The following is a 15,396-nucleotide window of genomic DNA, read 5'->3' as shown; positions in this document are numbered from 1 at the left end:
GATACGGTGAGCGCGATGAGCGACGAACCCTCGACCACCCCAGCCACCACCGACCGCGCGCGGTCCTTCGGGTCCGTCGCGGAGGCGTACGACCGGGGTCGGCCCACCTACCCCGCCGAGGCGGTCGCCTGGCTGGCCGGCGGCGAGGCGAAGGTCGTCCTCGAGCTGGCCGCCGGCACCGGCAAGCTGACCCGCGAGCTGGTCGACCAGGGCCACGCGGTCTTCGCGACCGAGCCCGACGAGGCGATGCTCGAGGTCCTGCGCCAGCGGGTGCCCGAGGTGAGCGCGAAGGTCGCGACGGCGGAGGAGATCCCGGCCAACGACCGCTCGGTCGACGTGGTGGTCGTGGCGCAGGCCTTCCACTGGTTCGACCACGAGGCGGCGCTGCCCGAGATCGCGCGCGTGCTCAAGCCCGGCGGCCACGTCGCTCTCGTGTGGAACAGCCGCGACGAGCGCATCCCGTGGGTGCGCCGCATGGGTGACCTCCTCGGCCGCCAGGACCTCGACACCAGCTCGGCCGAGCAGCTCGTGCACAGCGACCTCTTCGGCTTCATGGAGGAGGCGAGCTTCAAGCACTGGCAGGAGGTCAACCGCGAGACCATCCTCGACATGGCGCGCTCGCGGTCGAGCTTCGCGATGATGGACGAGGCCCAGCGGGAGCGCCACCTGGCCGCCGTGCTCGCCTTCTACGACGACTACGGCCGTGGCATGGACGGGATGCAGATCCCCTACGTGACGCGCTGCTACCGCGCCGTCGTGGTCGACCGCGACGAGCAGACAACTTCTGACGACGATGGTCCGTCACAGGAGGGACCGGTCGTGAGCGACGGCACCGACACCGACATGTTGCTCATCGACTTCCGCTGAACGACTCCTTGGGGAACCACCATGCGTCGCACGACGACACTCGCAGCTGCTGGCCTCATCGGCCTCGCCCTACTGATGCCGACGTCCGCCTCGAGCGCCGAGACCGCCTCGGGTGCGATCTGTGCGGGCGAGCCGGCCACCATCGTGGGCAGCGCCCCGACCGTGACCGGCACCGAGGGACGGGACGTGATCGTGACGGGACCGGCGACATCCGTCCGCGCGCTCGGTGGCGATGACTCGATCTGCGTGACCACGCCACGCGGCGCCGGACCGATGGACGTCGACGCCGGCACCGGTGACGACGAGGTGCTGCTGCCGGTCGCCGACCTGGCTCCGGGAAGCACCATCGCCGCCGGCGACGGTCGCGACCGGTTCGTCGCAGGCCACACCGACGACCTGCTGACGCTGGACATGAAGCTCTCCCGCTTCCGGGCCGGACAGGACGTCGCGACCGCGACCTCGTTCGAGGACGCGTTCCTGATGGCGCCGGAGGTGGTGATCGTCGGCGACATGAGGGACAACGACCTGCGCTTCCACGGCTGCCGGGCGGTGCTCCGTGGCGGCAACGGTGCCGACGACCTGGTCGCCGTGGCAGGCGACCCCTACTTCGACGACTACTCCTTCGGCTGTGACGCGTCGGCCACCATCTTTGCCGGGCCGGGCGTCGACCGCCTCCGCGGTGGGCACGGGCCCGACCTCCTCGACGGGGAGGGCCACCGCGACCGCGTGGAAGGTCGCGGCGGCGACGACGTCCTGCGCGGTGGTCAGGGCACGGACGTCGTCCTCGGCGGCAAGGGCAGCGACCGGGCCAAGGGCGGCCGCGGTCACGACCGGCTGCACGGCAACGCCGGCCACGACACCCTCATCGGCGGCGCCGGCTTCGACCAGGCCGACGGGTCGCGTGGCCGCGACCGATGCGTCGCCGAGCGTGAGCAGCGCTGCGAGCGCTGACCCGCCACCACCGACCCGACATCTCGAGGAGCACCCCGTGCGTACGACGACCCTGACCGCCGCAGCCCTGCTCGGCCTCACCCTGCTCGCCCCGACGCAGGCCGCCACTGCGGCCGCCGAGACCTGTCAGGGCGTGCCCGCCACCATCGTCGGCACCCCCGAGGGCCGCGTGGTCGGCACGGCGGGCGACGACGTCATCGTGTCCGGCGGCGCGTGGTCGGTGAAGGCCGGCGACGGCGACGACCTCGTCTGCATCCCGCCGATGGAGGGCGACCTGCTCGGCAACGTCGTCGAGGTCGACGCCGGCGCGGGCGACGACACCGTCGTCTCCGAGGGCGAGCACAACAACTCCGACGTGACCCTCGGCCCGGGCGTCGACACCTTCCGCGGCGGTGGCTGGGAGGACCGCGTCGAGGCAGGCTTCGAGGACACCGTGGTGGCCGACCGGGGCGACGACTTCGTCGACTACAGCATCAAGCCCGGCGAGGACCTGCCCGCGACGGTCGGCTCGACGGTGGCCAACCGGTCCTCGGGCTGGATCAAGGTGACCGCACCCGGCCGCAGCATCGCGATCGACGGCAAGGCCGGTGAGGTCCGGGTGGACGACCGGGTCGTCTCCACGTTCGGCATCTCCCCGCGGATGCTCTTCGGCGTCGCCCAACGGGTCGAGCTGGTCGGCTCCTCGGGGGTGGACCGCCTCGCCACGGGCGCCTGCGGCCTCGGCGTCGTCAAGGGCCGCGGCGGCGACGACGACATCCTCTACATCCGCGACGACGCCCTGCCGAGGAAGTCGTGCACCCCGCGGATGCGCGTCGCCGGCGGCGCCGGCAAGGACACCATCCGCGGGACGGTCAACGCCGACGTCCTGCGCGGCGGAGGCGGCAACGACTGGATCAAGGGACGCAAGGGCAAGGACGTCGCCGTCGGCGGGCCGGGCCACGACACCTGCTTCGCCGAGCGCACCCGCTCCTGCGAGCGCTGACCCTCCCCCGCGAGCGCGCCGGTTAGTGTCACGGCGTGGCGAGATGGCGGTGGCGGCGTACGTCGCTGGGCGGGGAGTCCGACCGCGCCGCCTTCCGCGCGCTGCACAACGCCTCCCTCGCCAGCCCGGCCCTGCGCGAGGGCCTGACCACGGCGAGCTCGGAGCGGTCCGTACGCCACCTGCGCGCACTGCTCGGCACGCCTGCCGCCGGACTGGGTGACACCAGCGGGCTGCTGGCCTGGGACGGCCTCGGCAGCCACCACCGCTCGCAGCTCGCCGGCACGATCGGCCAGGTCGCGGAGACCGGCCGCACGATGATCGTGGACCAGCGCACCCTGGTCTGCGACGACGGCGGCTGCCAGGTCCGGCAGGCCATCGTCAGCCCGCTCGTCGTGGAGGACACCCTCGTGGGAGCGCTCGTGGTGGGCGCCCCGCACACCACCGGCGGCCTGGTCCGTGCGGCCGACGAGGTGGCGTCGTGGGTCAGCGGCCAGCTCGAGCTCGCCGAGCTCGACCTGTCGCGCACCAGGCTGATGGAGGCCGAGGTGCGGGCGCTGCGGGCGCAGATCAGCCCGCACTTCATCTACAACTCGCTCGGCGCCATCGCCAGCTTCGTGCGCACCGACCCCGACCGGGCGCGCGAGCTGCTGCTCGAGTTCGCCGACTTCACCCGCTACTCCTTCCGCCGCCACGGCGAGTACACGACTCTCGCCGAGGAGCTCCGCTCGGTCGAGCGCTACCTCCTGCTCGAGCAGGCGCGCTTCGGCGACCGGCTGCAGGTCACGCTGCAGGTGGCGCCGGAGGTGCTGCCCGTCGCGGTGCCGTTCCTGTGCATCCAGCCGCTCGTGGAGAACGCCGTACGCCACGGCCTCGAGGCCAGCGCCGACAAGGTCGACGGCGTCGGCCGGCTCTCGATCGTCGCGCGCGACCACGACCAGGAGTGCGTCCTCGAGGTCGAGGACGACGGCACCGGCGAGGACCCGGAGCGCGTACGACAGGCGCTGGCCGGCGACGTGTCGATGGACTCCGTCGGCCTGGGCAACGTGGACGCGCGGCTGCGCAACGCCTACGGCGACGACTACGGTCTGGTCGTCGAGACCGCACCCGGCGCGGGCACCAAGGTGATCGTCCGGGTGCCGAAGTTCGCCCCCGGAGTGCAGGTATGACTGGATTGAAGGTCCTCGTGATCGACGACGAGCGTCCCGCGCTGGACGAGCTCACCTTCCTGCTCGGCCGCGACCCGCGCATCGGCGAGGTGCGCGGCAGCGACTCAGCGACCGAGGCCTTGCGGGTGCTGCAGGCCGAGGAGGTCGACGCGGTCTTCCTCGACATCCAGATGCCTGGCCTCACCGGGCTCGACCTCGCGCAGGTGCTCTCGCGCTTCAAGTCGCCGCCGCCGGTCGTCTTCGTGACCGCCCACGAGGAGCACGCGGTCGCGGCCTTCGAGCTGCGCGCCGTCGACTACGTCCTCAAGCCGGTACGCGAGGAGCGCCTCGCCGAGGCCGTACGCCGCGTGGTGGAGGCCGGCGGCCCCGCGCCGTCGGGTGACGTGCAGATCCCCGTCGAACGCGGTGGGGTCACTCGCTTCATCAGCCGCTCCGAGATCACCCACGTCGAGGCGCAGGGCGACTACGCGCGCCTGCACACCGCCGACGGCTCCCACCTCGTGCGCACCCCGCTGTCGTCGCTCGCCGAGCAGTGGGCGTCGGCCGGCTTCGTCCGGATCCACCGCTCGGTGCTCGTCGCGCTCCCCCACGTCGAGGAGGTGCGCAGCGAGGGCGGCCGGGTCAGCGTCGTCATCGCCGGCACCGAGCTGCCGGTGAGCCGCCGCCACACGCGCGAGCTGCGCTCGGTGCTCACCCGCCGCGAGACGTGAGCCACGCGCCGTGAGCGACCAGCCGCCTCCGCGGGTCCGGGTGACCGGACCGCCGCGGCGTCGCGCGGATGTCGTACGCCCGGTGGGCACGAGGGAGATCGACGCGGAGACGGCGCTGGGCGAGGTCTTCATGCGCTCGCTGCTTCGCGAGCAGCTCTTCCTCGCGCTGCGGGTGCTGGCCGCGCTGGCGCTCACGATCGGGATGCTGCCGCTGCTCTTCCACCTCTTCCCGTCGCTCGGCGACGAGCGAGTGGGGCAGATGCCGCTGGCCTGGCTGCTGCTCGGAGTGCTCGCCTACCCGTGGCTGGTGGTGCTCGGCTGGTTCTACATCCGGCGCGCCGAGGACCACGAGCGCGACTTCGCCGACCTGGTCGGGTCGGTGGGGTCCGACGCCCCCGACGGCCCTGACGGGGAGCCGTCATGAACACCCCACGACGTTCCTCTCCCCCGCTTCGCTCCTCCGACCAACGCCGCGGGGACCCCGCGTGAGCACCGACGTCGTGCCGGGCGTCGTCGCCGTCGTGCTCGTCTCGATCGCGACCTTGGTGATCGGCACGTGGGGGCTGCGGATCTCGCGCACGACGAGCGACTTCTTCGTCGCCTCACGCACCGTGCGGCCGCGGCTCAACGCGAGCGCGATCGGCGGGGAGTACCTCTCCGCCGCTTCGTTCCTCGGCGTCGCCGGGCTGCTGCTGACCTTCGGCGCCGAGATGCTCTGGTACCCGATCGGCTGGACCGCGGGCTACCTCGTCCTGCTGGTGCTCGTCGCCGCTCCCCTGCGTCGCTCGGGCGCCTACACGCTCCCCGACTTCGCCGAGGCGCGGCTGGGGTCGCGGGGCGTGCGAAAGCTGTGCTCGGTCCTGGTCGTCGCGATCGGCTGGCTCTACCTGCTGCCGCAGTTCCAGGGCGCGGGCGTGACGCTGCGCTCCACCATCGGCGCGCCGCCGTGGGCGGGCTCGCTGGTCGTCGCGATCGTGGTGCTCGCGTCGGTGAGCCCGGGCGGGATGCGGTCGATCACCTTTGTCCAGGCCTTCCAGTACTGGCTCAAGCTGACCGCCCTGCTGGTGCCCGCCTTCGTCCTCCTGGCGGTGTGGATGGCCGACGGCGCGGCCGACCCCGCCGCAGCCGCCCCGCGCTCGTGGTCGATCCCGCTGGCCTCGCCCGGCGGTGGCATCGGGCTCTACACGACGTACTCCCTCATCGTCGCGACGTTCCTCGGCACGATGGGCCTCCCGCACGTGGTCGTGCGGTTCTACACCAACCCCGACGGCCGCGCGGCTCGTCGTACGACGCTCGCGGTGCTCGGGCTGCTGGGCATCTTCTACGTCCTGCCGCCGGTGTACGCCGCCCTCGGCCGCATCTACGCCCCGTCGCTCATCGACGGCAGGTCGGACGTGCTCGTCCTCGAGCTGCCGTCGCTGATGGTGGGCGGCGCGGTGGGCGCGGTGCTGACCGGCCTCGTCACCGCCGGGGCCTTCGCTGCCTTCCTCTCCACCAGCTCGGGCCTCACGATCGCGGTGGCCGGAGTGCTGTCGCAGGACGTGACCGGAAGACGATGGGGGTCGCACCGGCTCGGCGGGGTGGCGGCCTTCCGGGTCGCGGCCGCGATCGCGGTCGTCGTACCCCTCCTGCTGTCGCTGCCGGCCCAGGACGTCGCGGTCGCGCGGACCGTCGGCCTGGCGTTCGCGGTGACCGCCTCGACCTTCGCGCCGCTGCTGATGCTCGGGATCTGGTGGCGTGGGCTGACGCCCGTCGGCGCGGTCGCCGGGTTGCTGGTCGGCGGGCTGGGGTCGGGCTTCGCCGTGGCCTGGACCCTGGCGACGTCGCCGTCCTCCGGCTGGACGTCCGCGCTTCTGGGTCAACCTGCTGCCTGGTCGGTTCCGGCGTCCTTCCTCACGATGGTCGTCGTCTCCCGGATCACCCGGGACTCCGTGCCCGCCCACGCCGGGCGCTTCATGGTCCGCCTCCACACCCCCGAGGCCGTCGAGCTCCAGCGCTGAGCTCTCCTCCGCCGGTCGAGGAGGGCGCCACACAAGCACCATGAAGGCAGTTCAGGCGTCAGGTCTCCCACCTCACGCTCAGCCGACCGGCGCGCAGTGCGAACTGCCTGCATGGTGCTCAGCCCTGGCGGAGGCGGAACTCGTTCCCGTCCGGGTCGGCCATCTCGACGTCATCGCCCTTCGCCACGACTGAGGCACCGAGGGACACCAGCCGTTCGACCTCGGCGTCGAGGTCGTCGGCGACCAGGACGAGGTGCATCCGGTTCCGGTCGGCGCGTTCGTTGAGCGGCGGGCCACCCCAGGCGATCTTCATCCCGCCCTCCGGCGGCTGGATCGCTGTCTCGCCGCCCTCGTCGTGGACCAGCGGCCAGTCGAGCGCCGCGGCCCAGAAGACGCCGACCTCCCGCGTGCCGTCCGCCGCCAGCTCGCCGAGGAACCCCATGCCGGCGAGCCAGTTGTTGGTCTCCTCGATGACACAGAACTCGTTGCCCTCCGGGTCGGCGAGCACGACGTGGTCCTCCTCGGGCAGCTGCCCGACGTCGAGGTGCGCCCCGCCCAGCTCGAGCACGCGAGCGACGTTCGCCTCCTGCGACGCGGTGTAGCTGGTCAGGTGGACGTGGACCTGGTTCAGCCGGGCCCGCGGCAGGTCCGCAGCCTCGAACGACAGCCGCATCGGTGCATCGGCGTCCGGCAGCAGGTCGAGCCCCGCGCGTTCCCAGCCGAGGAGGTCGCCCCAGAACGAGGCGAGGGCCTCGGGATCCGAGGCGAGGACGGTCAGCGCGTGGAGTCGTACGACCATCCCGGCACCCTAGGTCAGTTGATGATCTCGCCGCGCTCCTCCTCGAGGATCACCTGCAGCCGGTCGCGCCATGCCTGCAGGGCCTCCGGCGCCAGCCGCGGCCAGTCCTCCACCTCGCCGACGACGCGGACCGGCTCGGTGCTGCGGTAGGACCGCGTCGGGTTGCCGGGGAACTTCTTGTCGGTGACGTTGGGGTCGTCCTCGAAGGCGCCGGTCGGCTCGACCTCGTACACGCGCGGTTCGCCGTGGCCTGCCGCGAGCTCGGCGGCGAGGCCCGCGCCGTCGTGCAGGGCGGTGAAGTAGATGTGGTTCATCACCACCTCGGGCCGGTAGTTCGACCGGAAGCCCGCGGTCAGCAGGTCCCCCGGCTGCAGGTCGGCCTTGGTGCCGTGGAAGAACGGCCCGTCGTCCAGCACGTCGCTCACGGTCCCAGCCTAGGCCGCGGCGGGTGTCCTCAGTCCGGAGCCCGCACCGGGTAGTGCCGGAAGAGCGCCTGGGCCACGCACGCCGGACGCTCGACGCCGTGGATCTCGACGGTGAGGTCCGCGGTCAGCTGCTCACCACCGCCGATGTCGACCACGTCGACGAGGTCGGCGTGCATCCGGATGGCGGAGCCGACGGGCAGGGCGGTGGGGAACCGCACCCGGTTGTAGCCGTAGAACATCGCGTCCTCGCCCTCGGCGAAGACGACGAGGGACGCAAAGAGGTGCGGGACCAGGCCCAACGTCATGTGTGCGTGCCCGATGGGGCCGCCGAACGGTCCGCGCGACGCGACCTCGACGTCGTTGTGCGCCCAGTGCCAGTCGTCGACCGAGCGGGCGAACGCGTCCACGCGGTCCTGCTCGACGACCAGCCAGTCGGAGGGGCCAACCGATCTGCCCTTCAGGGCGAGCACGTCCTCCGCGCTGGGTGCCACGACCCGGTCACCGGCCACCACGTACCTCCCGTGTGCGGACTCCCGACCATCGTCAGCCGCGCGCGAGGGCGCCGCAAGCCCCGGTCAGGACCACCCGCGCACGTGCCGTGCGGCGAGCCAGGTCTCGAACCGCCCGGCAGCCGTGGCGAGGTAGTGGCGTACGCCCGACTCCAGCTGCGCGACCTCGCCCCGCAACCCGAACATCTCGAAGTCGGTCCGGCGCTCGGACGAACACTCGTGCTCCCGCAGCACCGTCCGGTCGACCGACGCGCCGCACTCGTCGCACGGCATGTATCGGGACCTGAACATCAACGCTCACCTCATTCCCATCGACAGTAACCACGGATCGGTCTAGACACCGGGAGAATCGCGTGGTGTCGGGTCTAGCGTGAGGTCGAGTGAGCTGGCGCCGGAGCGGAGGCTCAGATGGCAGACAACGCAGACCTCGCACGCAGGTTGCACGAAGCATGGAACGAGCGGAACTTCGACGAGATGGCCGAGGCGACGGCCTCGGACGCGACGATCACCATCGTCGGCTCGGGAGACACGTTCGAGGGCATCGAGGGTTCACACGCGTACAACACGATGTGGGCCGACGGCTTCCCGGACGGCAAGGTGACGGTGGACCGGGTGATCGCGTCCGGCGACTACGTGGTCGTCGAGTTCACCGGACGGGGCACCCACACGGGGACCCTGGCGACGAGCATGGGCGACATCCCCGCCACCGGGCGGTCGATGACCCTGCAGCTCTGTGACGTCATGGAGTTCAAGAACGGCAAGGTCCAGAGTCAGAAGACGTACTTCGACACCGGATCCATGATGGCTCAGCTCGGCCTCACGGCCGACCAGATGGCATCCCAGCAGTAGGACGGAACACGCACGATCGGCGTCGGCTCACTACCCGGGGGGACCACCCGCACGGTCACCCCACCGCGAGCCGGTAGCCCCGCTTGACCACCGTGAGCACGGCCTTCGTCCCGATCGCCGCGCGCAGTCGGGCGACCGCCATCTCGACGGCATGCTCGGACCCGGCCTGGCCGGACGGCAGCGCGGCCAGCAGGGCCCGGCGGGACACCACGTGGCCGGGGTTCACGAGGAGCGACAGGAGCACCGACAGCGGCGCGGGTGACAGCTCGACCGGCACCCCGTCCAGCAGCAGCGAGTCGGTGTGGACGATGAGGGTCCGCCCGTCCGCGAGACGTACGTCGATACCGTCCCGCCGCGTCGGGAGCTCGGTCTCCAGCTGCTTGACCATCCCGGCCAGGCGCGAGCGGTCGGGGACGATCGTCGGGACGCCCCACATCTCGAAGGCGGCCGCGGTGACCGGGCCGACGCAGGACGCGACGACGTCGGACTGGAAGGCGCTGATCACGTCGTCGCGGCGGCCGACGGAGAAGGCGGCCTCCATCAGCGCGGCGACCGCGGGCGCCGAGGTGAACGTGACCGCGTCGAGCTCGCGGTCGGCGATCAGGTCGATCAGGTGGAACATCGGCGACGGGTCGTCCGCCGACGCCACCCGGTAGATCGGCACCGTCACCACCGACGCCCCCTGCCGACGGAGAGCGTGGGCCGCCATCGACAGCGACTGGCCGTGCTCCTGCACGACGATCCGCTTGCCGGTCAGGTCGCGGCCGCGGAGGTGGGCGAGCACGTCCTCGAAGCACTCCGACTCCGGCGCCCACAGCTCGCGCAGGCCGTTGGCCCGCAGCACGCCAACGCTCTTCGGGCCGCGGGCCAGGATCTCCGCGGAGCCGAGCGCAGCGACCAGGTCGTCGTACAACCCGGCGTCGGTGGCCGCCGAGAGCCAGGTCTTCATGCCGATGCCGGTGGTCGCGAGGAACAGGTCGACCGGACCGAGGATGACCTCCTTGGTCGCGGCCAGCAGCTCGCCGAGGTCGACGTGGTTGGGCTCGAGCGACAGCGCCGCCGCCCACTCGACCGTGGCGCCGCGGCGCTGCAGCAGGGTCACCTGCTCCTCGGCCTTGCGGGCAGCCGTGACCCCGATCCGGAACCCCGAGAGAGGAAGGCTCACACGACCTCCCGGGCCGGCCCGACGTGCACGACGCCGTCGACCACCGCGATGTCGTACGACGCCACCCGCACCGTCGCGTCGTCGAGGCAGGCGCCGGTGCGAAGGTCGAAGGCCTGCTTGTACATCGGCGAGCTCACCACCGGTGCCTCGCCGCGGGTGCCGACGATGCCGCGGGAGAGCACCGACGCCCCGCTGAAGGGGTCGACGTTGGAGAGCGCGAACACCTCCCCGTCGAAGGAGCGGAAGACCGCCACGGCCGAGCCGTCGACCAGGGCGGCGACACCGCCCTCGAGCGGGATCGCGTCGATCGCGCACACCGGGGTCAGGGAGACGGCGACGGCGCTCATGCGGGTGCTCCGACCGGGATGCGGGCCGGGGCGATCGGTTGGATCTGGTCGCGCTCGGTCGTGAAGGCGATGGAGGGGTCGGGGGTGTCCGGCGCGTTGACGAACGTCACGAACCGGGCGAGCTTGCTCGGGTCCTCGAGCGTCGCGCGCCACTCGTCCTCGTAGCCGCCGACGTGGCGCGCCATCTCCGCCTCGAGCTCCGCGCCGAGGCCGAGCGAGTCCTCGACGACGACGGACCGCACCCGGTCGAGGCCGCCGTCGAGCTGGTCGATCCAGGTCGAGGTGCGCTGGAGCCGGTCGGCGGTGCGGACGTAGTACATGAGGAAGCGGTCGAGGTAGGAGACCAGCGTCTCGGTCGACAGGTCGCCCGCGAGCAGCTTGGCGTGGGCCGGCGTCGCACCGCCGTTGCCGCCGACGTAGAGGTTCCACCCCTTCTCCGTCGCGATCACGCCGAAGTCCTTGCCGCGCGCCTCGGCGCACTCCCGGGCGCAGCCGCTGACGCCGCCCTTGAGCTTGTGGGGGCTGCGGAGGCCGCGGTAGCGCAGCTCCAGCGCGATCGCCAGCCCCACCGAGTCCTGCACGCCGAAGCGGCACCAGGTCGACCCGACGCACGACTTCACCGTGCGCAGCGACTTGCCGTAGGCGTGCCCCGACTCGAAGCCCGCCTCGACCAGCCGCCGCCAGATCTCGGGCAGCTGCTCCATCCGGGCACCGAAGAGGTCGATCCGCTGCCCGCCGGTGATCTTCGTGTAGAGCCCGTAGTCGCGGGCCACCTCGCCGATCACGATGAGCTTGTCGGGCGTGATCTCGCCGCCGGGGATCCGCGGGACGACGGAGTAGGTGCCGTTGCGCTGGATGTTCGCGAGGTAGGCGTCGTTGGTGTCCTGCAGCTCGGCGGTCGCCGGCTCGAGGATGTGGGTGCTGGTCTGGCTGGCCAGGATGCTGGCGATCGCGGGCTTGCAGACGTCGCAGCCGCGGCCGGTGCCGTGGGCAGCGACGATGTCGTCGAAACGCCGGTAGCCGTGCACCGCGACGACGTCGAAGAGCTCCTGCCGGGTGAGCCGGAAGTGCTCGCACAGCCCCTTGTCGACCACCTTGCCGACGCTCGCGAAGTGGTCCTCGATGACGTTCTTCACCGTCGCGACGCACGAGCCGCACGTCGAGCCCGCTCGCGTGCACTGCTTGACGTCCGCCGCCGTCTCGCAACCCTGGTCGGTGACCGCGTGGAGGATGTCGGCCTTCGTCACGTCGTTGCACGAGCAGACCTGCGCCTCGTCCGGCATGCCGAGCTGCACGCCGCTGCTGGCGGGCAGGATCAGCTGCTCGGGGTTGTCGGGGAGCGCGAGCCCGCTGCTGACCATCGGCCGCAGCACGCCGTACGCCGACGCGTCGCCCACGAGGATCCCGCCGAGCAGCCGCCGACCGTCGTCACTGACGACGAGCTTCTTGTAGACGCCGGCGACCGCGTCGGCGTACGTCAGCTCGAGCGCGCCGTCGGTCGTCGCGAACGCGTCACCGAAGCTCGCCACGTCGATGCCGAGGAGCTTGAGCTTGGTCGACATGTCGGCGCCGGCGAAGGCGCCGGGGCCGTCCAGGAGCGCGTCGACCACGACCTCGGCCATCGCGTAGCCCGGGGCGACCAGGCCGTACATCGTGCCGCCGGGCGCCGCGCACTCGCCGATCGCGAAGACGTGCGGGTCGGCGGTGCGGCACTGCTCGTCGACCAGCACGCCGCCGCGCGGGGCCACCTCGAGGTCGCACTCGCGGGCCAGGGCGTCGCGCGGCCGGATGCCGGCGGAGAAGACCACGACCTGCGCGTCGACGACCTCGGTCGGCGCGCCCTCGTCCGTGCCGGCCTGCCGCAGCCGGAGCCCGGTGACGGACGACCCGCCCTCGCTGCGCTGTCCGAGAATCTCCTCGGTCACCACCCCGGTGTGCACGGAGACGCCGAGGCGCTCGATGTGCCGCACGAGCGTGGCGCCCGCGGCGCCGTCGAGCTGCACCGGCATCAGCCGCGGTGCCATCTCGACGACGTGGGTGTCGAGGCCGAGCTGGACGAGCGCGTTGGCCGCCTCCAGGCCGAGCAGCCCGCCGCCGATCACGACACCGCTGGTCGCCGCGGCACTGGCCGCCCGGATCGCCTCGAGGTCCTCGATGGTGCGGTAGACGAAGCAGCCGTCCTTGCCGCGGCCCTCGACCGGCGGGACGAACGGCGCCGCACCCGTGGCGAGCACCAGCACGTCGTACTCGTGGACGGTCACGGCGCCCGGGTTCGCCAGGAGGTCGTCCGCGGCCGACGGTGGCGACACCACGGTCACGGTCCGCGCCACGCGGTCGATCTCGGTCACGACGCTGTCGAGCACCAGCCGCACGCGCGGGTCGTCGTACTCCCCGCCGGGCAGCAGCGACAGGGCGTCGGAGCCCGAGCCGAACCAGCTCGTGAGGGCGACCCGGTCGTAGGCCGCGCGCGGCTCCTCGCCGACGACGAGGACGTCGTGGGTCTCGGTGAGGCCGCGCTCGACGGCGGCCTGGGCGAACCGGTGGCCCACCATGCCGTGCCCGACGACGACGATCCGCTGGCGCTTGGTCATGCCGAGGACGGTAGGAAGGCGATGTTGTGGGCGGCGTCCGCGAATGTTTCGGCTGTGAAAACTGGGTGGCACGACCTCACACGGGCCGGGCGAGCTCCTCGCACATGCCGACGAGCACCTCGAGCTGCCCGGGAGTGACGTACGACGGATTGCTGCCGGCCGGCATCCGCAGCACCTCCAGCGCGGCGAGGTCCGGGTGGCCGACGAGCTCCGAGCGCAGGAGCGGCTGGTCGAGCGGGACCAGGACGACCGGCATCACGCCGTCGCGGGCCGGGCCGGTGGTCCGGCCGTGGGCGTGGATGCCGGCGGGGATGCCGGGCTCGGAGCCGCTCACCCAGAGCAGCACCGGCTGCCCAGGGGCGACGAGGTCGGTGCGGTAGGTCGGCCGCACGCACCAGGTCTCCACGCCCGCGAAGCCGGCGCGCACGTGCTCCCGGGTCGAGGGCGTCGCGCCGGTGGCCTTGACCAACCAGGCGCCGAGCGTGTCGGTCGAGAGGGCGCGGTCGGGCACGCCCCGAGCGTCGCACGGAGACCGACCGTGACGGGAACGCGCGGTGCTGGGAACCTGTGGGGGTGAGCGACTGGTTCCTCCCGGAGAGCGAGCGCCCGTGGACCGCGGGCAACCTCGTGGTGCCGCGGGTGCACGGCGCCACCTACTTCGCGCGCCTGGTCGAGCTGGTCGACGCGACCGGGTCCGGCGACCGGATCTTCTTCACCGACTGGCGCGGCGACGCCGACGAGCGGCTGACCGAGGACGGTCCCACGGTCGCCGAGCTGCTGCGCGGGGCCGCCGCCCGCGGTGTCGAGGTCCGCGCGCTGATGTGGCGCTCGCACCCCGGCCAGCTCAACGGCGAGGAGAACGGCCACCTCGGCCGGATCATCAACGAGTGCGGCGGGGAGGCGCTGCTCGACGAACGGGTCCGCTACGGCGGGTCGCACCACCAGAAGCTGCTGGTGGTGCGCCACCGGGGCAGGCCCGAGGAGGACGTGGCCTTCGTCGGCGGGATCGACCTCTGCTACAGCCGGCGCGACGACGCCTCCCACGCGGGCGACCCGCAGGCGGCACCCCTGGACGACCGCTACGGCGACGCCCCGCCGTGGCACGACGCGATGGCCGAGATCCGCGGCCCGGCCGTCGCGCACGTGCTCGACACCTTCACGGAGCGGTGGGACGACACGACACCGCTCGACCACCGCAACCCCTACCGCGCCGTCGCGCACAGGATCGCGAAGATGCCGCGGCACCCCGAGCAGCTGCCCGAGCGCTGGGACCCTCCCCCGGACGCCGGCCGGCACCAGGTCCAGATCCTGCGCACCTATCCCTACAAGCGGCCCCACTACCCCTTCGCGCCCGACGGCGAGCGCTCCATCGCCCGCGGCTACTCGCGCGCCTTCAGCCGCGCGCGCCGCCTCGTCTACATCGAGGACCAGTACTTCTGGTCCGACGTCGTGGCCACCACGCTGGCCGACGCGCTCCGACGCGAACCCGATCTGCAGGTCGTCGCCGTCGTGCCGCGGCACCCGGAGAACGACGGCCGGGTCGGGGGCCCACCGATCCAGCACGGCCAGCGCGTCGCGTGGGAGCGGCTCAAGGCTGCCGGCGGCGACCGCTTCACGATGTTCGACCTCCACAACGCAGAGGGCACGCCGATCTACGTGCACGCCAAGGTCTGCATCGTCGACGACGAGTGGATGACGATCGGCTCGGACAACCTCAACCTCCGCTCGTGGACGCACGACTCCGAGCTCACCTGCGCGGTGGTCGACCCGGACGGCGAGCTGCCGCGCGAGCTGCGCACCTCGCTGTGGGCCGAGCACCTCGGCCTGCCCGACGACGACCCGCGGCTCGCCGACCTCGACGACCCGGTCGACCTGTGGACCTCGCGCGTCGGCGCTCCCGGGAGCCGGGTCCAGGTGCACGAGCCACCCCCGCTCCCACGTCGTACGACGCTGTGGGCCCGGCCGGCCTACCGCTACGCCTACGACCCCGACGGCCGGCCGCGGCGGCTGCGCGGGACCACGGACTTCTGAGCAC

Annotated in this window: 17 protein-coding genes; 9 read left to right on the top strand and 8 right to left on the bottom strand. The window is 72.4% G+C overall.

The window, feature by feature from the left end; translation table 11 throughout:
* The first annotated feature begins 15 nt into the window (after positions 1 to 15).
* The 7 genes from AC1DP1_RS08080 to AC1DP1_RS08050 all read left to right on the top strand — a co-directional run bounded on the left by AC1DP1_RS08080 (position 16) and on the right by AC1DP1_RS08050 (position 6,676).
* A complete protein-coding gene (locus tag AC1DP1_RS08080) occupies positions 16 to 867 on the top strand; it encodes a class I SAM-dependent methyltransferase (RefSeq protein ID WP_477506424.1) in 852 nt (283 codons plus the stop codon).
* Between the two features lie 21 nt (positions 868 to 888).
* The gene (locus AC1DP1_RS08075; protein ID WP_477506423.1) at positions 889 to 1,818 is read left to right on the top strand and encodes a calcium-binding protein; all 930 of its coding nucleotides are present in this window, start codon (positions 889 to 891) and stop codon (positions 1,816 to 1,818) included.
* A 37-nt stretch (positions 1,819 to 1,855) separates the two neighbouring features.
* A complete protein-coding gene (locus AC1DP1_RS08070) occupies positions 1,856 to 2,800 on the top strand; it encodes a hypothetical protein (RefSeq protein WP_477506422.1) in 945 nt (314 codons plus the stop codon).
* Positions 2,801 to 2,835: 35 nt separating this feature from the next.
* Positions 2,836 to 3,966 carry a sensor histidine kinase gene (locus tag AC1DP1_RS08065; RefSeq protein ID WP_477506421.1) on the top strand — a complete coding sequence of 377 codons (1,131 nt, stop codon included), beginning with the start codon at positions 2,836 to 2,838 and terminating at the stop codon, positions 3,964 to 3,966.
* On the top strand, positions 3,963 to 4,676 hold the full coding sequence (locus tag AC1DP1_RS08060; RefSeq protein ID WP_457188891.1) for a LytR/AlgR family response regulator transcription factor: 714 nt from the start codon (positions 3,963 to 3,965) through the stop codon (positions 4,674 to 4,676). Before AC1DP1_RS08065 ends, AC1DP1_RS08060 begins: the two co-directional genes overlap by 4 nt.
* Positions 4,677 to 4,686: 10 nt before the next feature.
* Positions 4,687 to 5,100 (top strand): hypothetical protein, encoded by a 414-nt coding sequence (locus tag AC1DP1_RS08055; protein WP_477506420.1) that lies wholly within the window; start codon positions 4,687 to 4,689, stop codon positions 5,098 to 5,100.
* A 61-nt stretch (positions 5,101 to 5,161) separates the two neighbouring features.
* Positions 5,162 to 6,676 carry a sodium/solute symporter gene (locus AC1DP1_RS08050; RefSeq protein ID WP_477506419.1) on the top strand — a complete coding sequence of 505 codons (1,515 nt, stop codon included), beginning with the start codon at positions 5,162 to 5,164 and terminating at the stop codon, positions 6,674 to 6,676.
* A gap of 118 nt (positions 6,677 to 6,794) precedes the next feature.
* On the opposite strand, the gene AC1DP1_RS08045 is transcribed toward AC1DP1_RS08050, so the two are convergent.
* From AC1DP1_RS08045 to AC1DP1_RS08030, 4 genes are all read right to left on the bottom strand, one after another.
* Complete coding sequence (locus tag AC1DP1_RS08045) at positions 6,795 to 7,475, bottom strand: VOC family protein (RefSeq protein WP_477506418.1); 681 nt, start codon at positions 7,473 to 7,475, stop codon at positions 6,795 to 6,797.
* A gap of 14 nt (positions 7,476 to 7,489) precedes the next feature.
* On the bottom strand, positions 7,490 to 7,900 hold the full coding sequence (gene arr / locus AC1DP1_RS08040; protein ID WP_477506417.1) for an NAD(+)--rifampin ADP-ribosyltransferase: 411 nt from the start codon (positions 7,898 to 7,900) through the stop codon (positions 7,490 to 7,492).
* A gap of 29 nt (positions 7,901 to 7,929) precedes the next feature.
* On the bottom strand, positions 7,930 to 8,409 hold the full coding sequence (locus AC1DP1_RS08035) for a MaoC family dehydratase (RefSeq protein ID WP_477506416.1): 480 nt from the start codon (positions 8,407 to 8,409) through the stop codon (positions 7,930 to 7,932).
* Positions 8,410 to 8,475: 66 nt separating this feature from the next.
* Positions 8,476 to 8,700 carry a hypothetical protein gene (locus AC1DP1_RS08030; protein WP_477506415.1) on the bottom strand — a complete coding sequence of 75 codons (225 nt, stop codon included), beginning with the start codon at positions 8,698 to 8,700 and terminating at the stop codon, positions 8,476 to 8,478.
* Positions 8,701 to 8,817: 117 nt separating this feature from the next.
* Here AC1DP1_RS08030 and AC1DP1_RS08025 point away from each other — a divergent pair, with 117 nt between their 5' ends.
* Positions 8,818 to 9,258, top strand: a complete 441-nt coding sequence (locus AC1DP1_RS08025) for an ester cyclase (protein WP_477506414.1) — start codon at positions 8,818 to 8,820, stop codon at positions 9,256 to 9,258.
* A gap of 55 nt (positions 9,259 to 9,313) precedes the next feature.
* Here the strand turns inward: AC1DP1_RS08025 and AC1DP1_RS08020 are convergent, their stop codons facing one another.
* From AC1DP1_RS08020 to AC1DP1_RS08005, 4 genes are all read right to left on the bottom strand, one after another.
* Positions 9,314 to 10,423: a uroporphyrinogen-III synthase gene (locus tag AC1DP1_RS08020; RefSeq protein ID WP_457188903.1), complete on the bottom strand. Its 1,110-nt coding sequence runs from the start codon at positions 10,421 to 10,423 to the stop codon at positions 9,314 to 9,316.
* Positions 10,420 to 10,770: a nitrite reductase small subunit NirD gene (nirD, locus tag AC1DP1_RS08015; protein WP_477506413.1), complete on the bottom strand. Its 351-nt coding sequence runs from the start codon at positions 10,768 to 10,770 to the stop codon at positions 10,420 to 10,422. Before nirD ends, AC1DP1_RS08020 begins: the two co-directional genes overlap by 4 nt.
* Positions 10,767 to 13,361 carry a nitrite reductase large subunit NirB gene (gene nirB, locus AC1DP1_RS08010; RefSeq protein ID WP_477506412.1) on the bottom strand — a complete coding sequence of 865 codons (2,595 nt, stop codon included), beginning with the start codon at positions 13,359 to 13,361 and terminating at the stop codon, positions 10,767 to 10,769. The genes nirD and nirB overlap by 4 nt, the downstream gene beginning before the upstream one ends.
* A 76-nt stretch (positions 13,362 to 13,437) precedes the next feature.
* Positions 13,438 to 13,872, bottom strand: coding sequence for a hypothetical protein (locus tag AC1DP1_RS08005; RefSeq protein WP_477506411.1), 435 nt, complete (start codon positions 13,870 to 13,872; stop codon positions 13,438 to 13,440).
* Positions 13,873 to 13,934: 62 nt separating this feature from the next.
* On the opposite strand from AC1DP1_RS08005, the gene AC1DP1_RS08000 reads away from it, so the two are divergent.
* Positions 13,935 to 15,392 (top strand): phospholipase D family protein, encoded by a 1,458-nt coding sequence (locus AC1DP1_RS08000; protein WP_477506410.1) that lies wholly within the window; start codon positions 13,935 to 13,937, stop codon positions 15,390 to 15,392.
* Positions 15,393 to 15,396: the final 4 nt, after the last annotated feature.

The organism is Nocardioides sp. P4_G10, assembly GCF_056401175.1.
This window is presented reverse-complemented; position numbering and strand designations above follow the sequence as displayed.

Coding starts and splice junctions, on each gene's coding strand:
- AC1DP1_RS08080 (WP_477506424.1), top strand. CDS start 16: ATGAGCGACGAACCCTCGACCACCCCAGCCACCACCGACCGCGCGCGG.
- AC1DP1_RS08075 (WP_477506423.1), top strand. CDS start 889: ATGCGTCGCACGACGACACTCGCAGCTGCTGGCCTCATCGGCCTCGCC.
- AC1DP1_RS08060 (WP_457188891.1), top strand. CDS start 3,963: ATGACTGGATTGAAGGTCCTCGTGATCGACGACGAGCGTCCCGCGCTG.
- AC1DP1_RS08045 (WP_477506418.1), bottom strand. CDS start 7,475: ATGGTCGTACGACTCCACGCGCTGACCGTCCTCGCCTCGGATCCCGAG.
- AC1DP1_RS08030 (WP_477506415.1), bottom strand. CDS start 8,700: ATGTTCAGGTCCCGATACATGCCGTGCGACGAGTGCGGCGCGTCGGTC.
- AC1DP1_RS08025 (WP_477506414.1), top strand. CDS start 8,818: ATGGCAGACAACGCAGACCTCGCACGCAGGTTGCACGAAGCATGGAAC.
- nirD (WP_477506413.1), bottom strand. CDS start 10,770: ATGAGCGCCGTCGCCGTCTCCCTGACCCCGGTGTGCGCGATCGACGCG.
- nirB (WP_477506412.1), bottom strand. CDS start 13,361: ATGACCAAGCGCCAGCGGATCGTCGTCGTCGGGCACGGCATGGTGGGC.